The 7,087-nt window shown below is 57.0% G+C and carries 7 protein-coding genes and 1 pseudogene; all 8 read left to right on the top strand.

Annotation, left to right across the window (positions count from 1 at the left end):
• Positions 1–125, top strand: a 125-nt coding sequence (locus AC1DH9_RS19560; RefSeq protein WP_477808617.1) for a YidC/Oxa1 family membrane protein insertase, incomplete at its 5' end; no start/stop codon positions are given.
• Positions 126–204: 79 nt separating this feature from the next.
• The gene (gene mnmE / locus AC1DH9_RS19555; protein WP_477808616.1) at positions 205–1,401 is read left to right on the top strand and encodes a tRNA uridine-5-carboxymethylaminomethyl(34) synthesis GTPase MnmE; all 1,197 of its coding nucleotides are present in this window, start codon (positions 205–207) and stop codon (positions 1,399–1,401) included.
• Positions 1,402–2,007: 606 nt separating this feature from the next.
• Positions 2,008–3,906 (top strand): tRNA uridine-5-carboxymethylaminomethyl(34) synthesis enzyme MnmG, encoded by a 1,899-nt coding sequence (gene mnmG, locus AC1DH9_RS19550; RefSeq protein ID WP_477808615.1) that lies wholly within the window; start codon positions 2,008–2,010, stop codon positions 3,904–3,906.
• A complete protein-coding gene (gene rsmG, locus AC1DH9_RS19545) occupies positions 3,903–4,547 on the top strand; it encodes a 16S rRNA (guanine(527)-N(7))-methyltransferase RsmG (protein ID WP_123584336.1) in 645 nt (214 codons plus the stop codon). The genes mnmG and rsmG overlap by 4 nt, the downstream gene beginning before the upstream one ends.
• Before the next feature lie 18 nt (positions 4,548–4,565).
• Positions 4,566–5,363, top strand: coding sequence for a ParA family protein (locus tag AC1DH9_RS19540; protein ID WP_019694399.1), 798 nt, complete (start codon positions 4,566–4,568; stop codon positions 5,361–5,363).
• A 9-nt stretch (positions 5,364–5,372) separates the two neighbouring features.
• Positions 5,373–6,245, top strand: a complete 873-nt coding sequence (locus AC1DH9_RS19535; RefSeq protein WP_054594858.1) for a ParB/RepB/Spo0J family partition protein — start codon at positions 5,373–5,375, stop codon at positions 6,243–6,245.
• 148 nt (positions 6,246–6,393) lie between these two features.
• On the top strand, positions 6,394–6,801 hold the full coding sequence (locus AC1DH9_RS19530; protein ID WP_123427104.1) for a F0F1 ATP synthase subunit I: 408 nt from the start codon (positions 6,394–6,396) through the stop codon (positions 6,799–6,801).
• 16 nt (positions 6,802–6,817) lie between these two features.
• Positions 6,818–7,087 (top strand): annotated as a pseudogene (locus AC1DH9_RS19525) (F0F1 ATP synthase subunit A); the annotation flags it as partial.

Genomic DNA, 7,087 nt, shown 5'->3' with positions numbered 1-7,087 from the left:
TCTTCTTCCTGTGGTTCCCGGCAGGTCTGGTGCTGTACTGGGTTGTGAACAACTGCCTGTCCATCACCCAACAGTGGTACATCACGCGTAAGATTGAAGCGGCTACCAAAAAAGCGGCTGCATAACTTACTCTGTGGATAACCACTCAAAACGCCCCCTAGTGGGGCGTTTTGCTATCTGTCATTTTTATCTGGATATCGAATCATGAGCGCTCCTCGTGAAACCATCGCCGCCGTCGCCACCGCTCAAGGCCGTGGTGGTGTCGGTATCGTCCGTATTTCCGGACCGTTGGCGAGTGTTGCGGCGAAAGCCATCAGCGGTCGCGAACTGAAACCGCGGTTCGCCCATTACGGCCCGTTTCTCAGTGAAAACGAGGAAGTGCTGGACGAAGGCATCGCCTTGTATTTTCCGGGACCTAATTCATTCACCGGCGAAGATGTGCTGGAACTCCAGGGCCATGGCGGTCCGATCGTTCTGGATATGTTGCTGCAGCGCTGCCTGCAATTGGGTTGCCGTCTGGCCCGGCCGGGTGAATTCAGCGAACGCGCGTTCCTCAACGACAAACTCGACCTGACCCAGGCCGAAGCCATCGCCGATTTGATCGAAGCAAGTTCTGCACAAGCTGCTCGTAACGCTTTGCGTTCGTTGCAAGGCGCATTTTCGCAGCGTGTGCATAACCTCACCGAGCAACTGATTGCATTGCGGATCTACGTTGAGGCGGCAATCGACTTTCCTGAAGAAGAAATCGACTTCCTTGCCGATGGCCACGTGCTGAAGATGCTCGATGCGGTGCGCGATGAGTTATCCACCGTATTGCGTGAAGCCGGGCAGGGCGCGTTGCTGCGTGACGGCATGACCGTGGTGATTGCCGGTCGTCCCAACGCCGGCAAATCCAGCCTGCTCAATGCATTGGCCGGCCGTGAAGCGGCGATTGTTACCGAGATTGCCGGTACGACCCGGGACATCCTGCGCGAACATATCCACATCGATGGTATGCCTCTGCATGTGGTCGACACGGCTGGCTTGCGCGACACCGAAGACCAGGTCGAGAAAATCGGTGTGGAACGGGCATTGAAAGCCATCAGCGAGGCGACCATCAGCTTGAGCGCCAAGTCTGCTGGCGAAGGCCTGGAACTGCTGCGTGACCATCTCAAGGCCTGCATGGGCTATGAGCAAACCTCGGAAAGCAGCTTCAGCGCCCGTCGGCGCCACCTGGAAGCTCTGCGCCATGCCAGTGCTTCACTCGAACATGGTCGCGCGCAGCTGACCCTGGCCGGTGCCGGAGAGCTGTTGGCTGAAGATTTGCGTCAGGCACAGCAGTCGTTGGGTGAAATTACCGGCGAATTCAGCTCCGACGACCTGTTGGGCAGGATCTTTTCCAGCTTCTGTATCGGTAAATAACCTCACCTCTCCCTCCGTAGGAGCCGAGCTTGCTCGCGAGGCGGCGTGTCTGACACACCGTATTGCTTAAATCGCAGGCAAGCCAGCTCCCACAAGTCTGTGTATCCCCCGCATTTTTCGCATCGCCGAGCGGCATCGATCGCTTCGGTCGTTTCCCCGAGGGCGGAATTTGCCCCCATTCAGCGCTTTTCTGTGGATTAAGCCTTGTGAATAACTGCCACTGAGCACGGTTGATAACAGGGCCTCAAAACTGAGGAAAACCACATCTGTGGATAACCACCCCATTCATCCACAGGCTTACACCGGTTATCCAAGGGCCTCCTTGGCACATGACCACAGGCTTTCATTCATCTGTACACATTGAAAATAAAGGGCTGTATAGATCTATCCACAGAAAGGATGCTCTATAGAAATAAACATAAAAACAAAGATTTAATAAATTTCTTTCTTTTTAATTTCTATTGTTCGTGACTTACCCACAGCTGGTTAAATTTTGTGCAAAGGGTTCTTTAGGAAGGGCGAAGTCCCTATACTTGTCGATCAGGTCCGAAAACCTGAGCTCAAACTATTCCTGATTACCTAACTGAAGCAGGCACGAGGTGCGTGGTGGATTTCCCTTCCCGTTTTGAAGTGATCGTCATCGGCGGCGGTCATGCCGGTACCGAGGCAGCACTTGCATCAGCACGTATGGGGGCAARAACCCTGTTGCTGACGCATAACGTGGAAACCCTCGGAGCAATGAGCTGCAACCCCGCGATTGGCGGGATCGGCAAGAGCCATCTGGTCAAGGAAATCGATGCCCTTGGCGGTGCGATGGCCATGGCTACCGATAAAGGTGGTATTCAATTTCGCGTCTTGAACAGCCGCAAAGGCCCAGCCGTGCGCGCTACTCGCGCCCAGGCCGACCGCGTTCTGTACAAGGCCGCTGTGCGCGAGATTCTCGAGAACCAGCCGAACCTGTGGATATTTCAACAGGCGGCCGACGACCTGATCGTCGAACAGGAACAAGTGCGTGGTGTTGTCACCCAAATGGGCCTGCGGTTCTTCGCGGATTCCGTGGTGTTGACCACCGGCACGTTCCTCGGTGGACTTATCCACATCGGTTTGCAGAATTTTTCCGGCGGTCGCGCCGGTGATCCACCATCGATCGCACTGGCTCACCGTCTGCGTGAACTGCCATTGCGTGTGGGTCGTTTGAAAACCGGTACTCCGCCGCGTATCGACGGCCGCTCTGTGGATTTCTCGGTGATGACCGAGCAACCGGGCGATACGCCGATCCCGGTGATGTCGTTCATGGGCAACAAGGAACAGCATCCACAGCAGGTCAGTTGCTGGATTACCCATACGAATGCGCGTACCCACGAAATCATTGCCGCGAACCTCGACCGTTCGCCTATGTATTCCGCTGCCGGTGAGATCGAAGGCATCGGCCCGCGTTACTGCCCGTCGATCGAAGACAAGATTCACCGTTTTGCCGACAAGGAAAGCCATCAGGTCTTCATCGAACCGGAAGGTTTGACCACCCACGAGCTGTACCCGAACGGGATATCCACATCCTTGCCGTTCGACGTGCAATTGCAGATCGTGCAGTCGATTCGCGGCATGGAAAACGCCCATATCGTTCGCCCGGGCTACGCAATCGAGTACGACTACTTCGATCCGCGCGACCTGAAGTACAGCCTCGAAACCAAAGTCATCGGTGGTCTGTTCTTCGCCGGGCAAATCAACGGCACCACCGGTTACGAAGAAGCCGGCGCCCAAGGTTTGCTCGCCGGGGCCAACGCAGCATTGCGTGCCCAGGGCAAAGACAGCTGGTGCCCGCGTCGCGATGAAGCGTACATCGGCGTATTGGYCGACGACCTGATTACCCTGGGGACCCAGGAACCGTATCGGATGTTCACGTCCCGTGCCGAATACCGTTTGATCCTGCGCGAAGACAACGCCGACCTGCGCTTGACCGAAAAAGGTCGCGAACTGGGTCTGGTGGACGACGTGCGCTGGGCAGCTTTCTGCAAAAAACGCGAAAGCATCGAACTGGAAGAGCAGCGCCTGAAAAGCACCTGGGTTCGCCCCGGTACGGAACAGGGCGATGCGATTGCCGAAAAGTTCGGCACGCCGCTGACCCACGAATACAACTTGCTGAACCTGCTGACCCGTCCGGAAATCGACTACGCTGGTCTGATCTCGGTGACCGGCGCCGGTGCAGAAGATCCACAGGTCGCCGAGCAGGTCGAAATCAAGACCAAATACGCCGGTTACATCGACCGCCAGCAAGATGAAATTGCTCGCCTGCGGGCCAGTGAAGACACCAAATTGCCTGTGGATATCGACTACACGAACATTTCCGGTCTCTCCAAAGAGATCCAGAGCAAGCTCGGCGCGACCCGTCCAGAGACCCTGGGCCAGGCTTCGCGGATTCCGGGCGTGACCCCGGCAGCGATTTCGCTGTTGATGATTCATTTGAAAAAACGCGGCGCGGGCCGTCAGTTGGAGCAAAGCGCTTGAGTTCGTTGGTCACCTCGCAACATGCCGAAGAGTTATCCACAGGTGCTCGCCAGCTCGGTGTGAACCTGACAGAAACCCAGCACGCGCAGCTGCTGGGTTATCTGGCCCTGTTGATCAAATGGAACAAGGCTTACAACCTGACCGCCGTGCGTGATCCGGACGAAATGGTTTCGCGGCACCTGCTCGACAGCCTGAGCGTGATGTCCTTCATCGAAAACGGTCGCTGGCTGGATGTTGGCAGTGGCGGCGGCATGCCGGGTATTCCACTGGCGATCCTGTTTCCCGAGTCGCAAGTGACGTGCCTGGACAGCAACGGCAAGAAAACCCGCTTCCTGACTCAGGTCAAACTCGAACTCAAACTGGATAACCTGCAAGTTATCCACAGTCGCGTCGAAGCCTTCACGCCTGAACTGCCGTTCAACGGGATTATTTCCCGGGCATTCAGCAGCATGGAGAACTTCAGTAACTGGACTCGCCACTTGGGCGATAGCGATACGCGTTGGCTGGCAATGAAGGGCGTTCATCCGGCCGATGAGCTGGTAGCATTGCCGGCAGACTTCCACCTCGATAGCGAACACGCCCTGGCCGTACCCGGTTGCCAAGGCCAACGCCATCTGCTGATACTGCGCCGCACGGCATGATTGGGAACACAAGCAAGAATGGCTAAGGTATTCGCGATAGCGAACCAAAAGGGTGGTGTGGGCAAGACCACCACCTGCATCAACCTCGCAGCATCCCTGGTCGCGACCAAGCGTCGGGTGTTGTTGATCGATCTTGATCCACAGGGCAACGCCACCATGGGTAGCGGTGTGGATAAACACGGTCTGGAAAATTCGGTCTACGACCTGTTGATCGGCGAGTGCGACCTGGCCCAGGCCATGCACTTCTCCGAACACGGTGGTTACCAGTTGTTGCCGGCCAACCGCGATTTGACCGCGGCTGAAGTCGTTCTGCTGGAAATGCAGATGAAGGAAAGCCGTCTGCGCAGTGCTTTGGCGCCAATCCGTGAGAACTACGATTACATTTTGATCGACTGCCCACCGTCGCTGTCGATGCTCACGCTCAATGCTCTGGTTGCCTCCGACGGGGTAATTATCCCCATGCAGTGCGAGTATTTCGCGCTCGAAGGGTTGAGCGACCTTGTGGATAACATCAAGCGTATCGCTGAGCTGCTGAACCCGAACCTGAAAATCGAAGGCTTGCTGCGGACCATGTATGACCCGCGCCTGAGCCTGATGAACGACGTGTCGGCACAGCTCAAGGAACACTTCGGCGAGCAACTGTACGACACCGTGATACCGCGCAACATCCGTCTGGCCGAAGCGCCAAGTTATGGCATGCCGGCGTTGGCCTATGACAAACAATCCCGTGGCGCATTGGCCTATCTGGCCCTGGCGGGCGAGATGGTTCGTCGTCAACGCAAAAATTCACGCATTGCCGCTGCTCAGGCAACTTAAGGAATCCCCATGGCCGTCAAGAAACGAGGTCTCGGACGTGGACTGGATGCACTGCTGAGTGGTCCGACTGTCAGTTCGCTTGAAGAGCAAGCGGTGCAGGCCGATCAGCGTGAGCTACAGCACCTGCCGCTGGACCTGATCCAGCGTGGCAAGTACCAGCCGCGTCGCGACATGGACCCCCAGGCGCTGGAAGAACTGGCGCAGTCGATCAAGGCTCAAGGCGTGATGCAGCCGATCGTGGTTCGCCCGATCGGTGCCGGCCGCTTTGAAATCATCGCCGGCGAGCGCCGCTGGCGCGCCAGCCAGCAGGCTGGCCAGGAAACCATCCCGGCGATGGTGCGCGATGTACCGGATGAAACCGCAATCGCCATGGCGTTGATCGAGAACATCCAGCGCGAAGACCTCAATCCGATCGAGGAAGCGGTCGCCCTGCAGCGTCTGCAGCAGGAATTCCAGCTGACTCAGCAGCAAGTCGCCGAGGCGGTGGGCAAATCCCGCGTGACCGTAGCCAACTTGTTGCGCCTGATTGCATTGCCTGAAGTCATCAAGACCATGCTGTCCCACGGCGACCTGGAAATGGGTCATGCCCGTGCTTTGCTCGGTTTGCCGGAAAATCAACAGGTCGAGGGGGCGCGACATGTTGTCGCACGTGGCCTCACCGTGCGCCAGACCGAGGCACTGGTTCGCCAGTGGTTGAGTGGTAAACCGGCGCCTGCCGAACCCTCGAAACCTGACCCGGATATCGCTCGTCTCGAACAGCGCCTGGCAGAGCGCCTAGGCTCTGCGGTGCAGATCCGCCACGGGAAGAAGGGCAAAGGGCAGTTGGTGATTGGCTACAACTCCCTCGATGAGCTTCAAGGCGTTCTCGCACATATCCGCTGAAACATTTCCTCATGTAGCGCGATGTTCGAAATCACTACCTGACAGTTGAATAGGGGCTGAACCGCCCCTATACTCTGCGCGCATTTTGTCGGCACAAATTATGCCAAGTTATTGAATTCTGGCAGCCGACCTTTGAGGAGCAAAAGTGATGGAAACCCGCACGCCAAACCGCTTGCCGTTCCATCGCTTGGCGGTTTTTCCCGTGTTATTGGCACAATTTGTCGTTTTGCTGCTTGCCGCTTTGGCGCTCTGGCGATGGCATGGAGTCGTAGCCGGATACTCAGGACTCTGCGGAGGCCTGATAGCCTTGCTTCCCAATGTTTATTTCGCTCACAGGGCATTTCGGTTTTCCGGCGCCCGAGCAGCTCAAGCCATCGTCCGGTCTTTTTATGCCGGTGAGGCGGGCAAACTGATTTTGACGGCAGTGCTCTTTGCATTGACGTTCGCAGGTGTGAAGCCACTGGCGCCGCTAGCTGTATTCGGCGTCTTCGTGCTGACCCAACTGGTCAGCTGGTTCGCTCCCCTGCTGATGAGAACAAGACTTTCGAGACCTTAGGGCGTTTGAGGCAACCATGGCAGCAGAATCCGCTTCGGGCTATATCCAGCACCACTTGCAAAACCTGACCTTCGGTCAGCTACCTACCGGCGGCTGGGGCTTTGCCCACACCGCAGCAGAAGCCAAGGCGATGGGCTTCTGGGCTTTCCACGTCGATACCCTCGGCTGGTCGGTCGCGTTGGGGCTGATCTTCGTTCTTCTTTTCCGCATGGCGGCGAAGAAGGCGACTTCCGGCGTACCAGGTGCCTTGCAGAACTTCGTTGAAGTATTGGTCGAATTCGTCGAC

Source organism: Pseudomonas sp. 05T35 (assembly GCF_056396605.1).
This window is presented reverse-complemented; position numbering and strand designations above follow the sequence as displayed.

Coding starts and splice junctions, on each gene's coding strand:
- mnmE (WP_477808616.1), top strand. CDS start 205: ATGAGCGCTCCTCGTGAAACCATCGCCGCCGTCGCCACCGCTCAAGGC.
- AC1DH9_RS19530 (WP_123427104.1), top strand. CDS start 6,394: ATGGAAACCCGCACGCCAAACCGCTTGCCGTTCCATCGCTTGGCGGTT.
- AC1DH9_RS19535 (WP_054594858.1), top strand. CDS start 5,373: ATGGCCGTCAAGAAACGAGGTCTCGGACGTGGACTGGATGCACTGCTG.
- AC1DH9_RS19540 (WP_019694399.1), top strand. CDS start 4,566: ATGGCTAAGGTATTCGCGATAGCGAACCAAAAGGGTGGTGTGGGCAAG.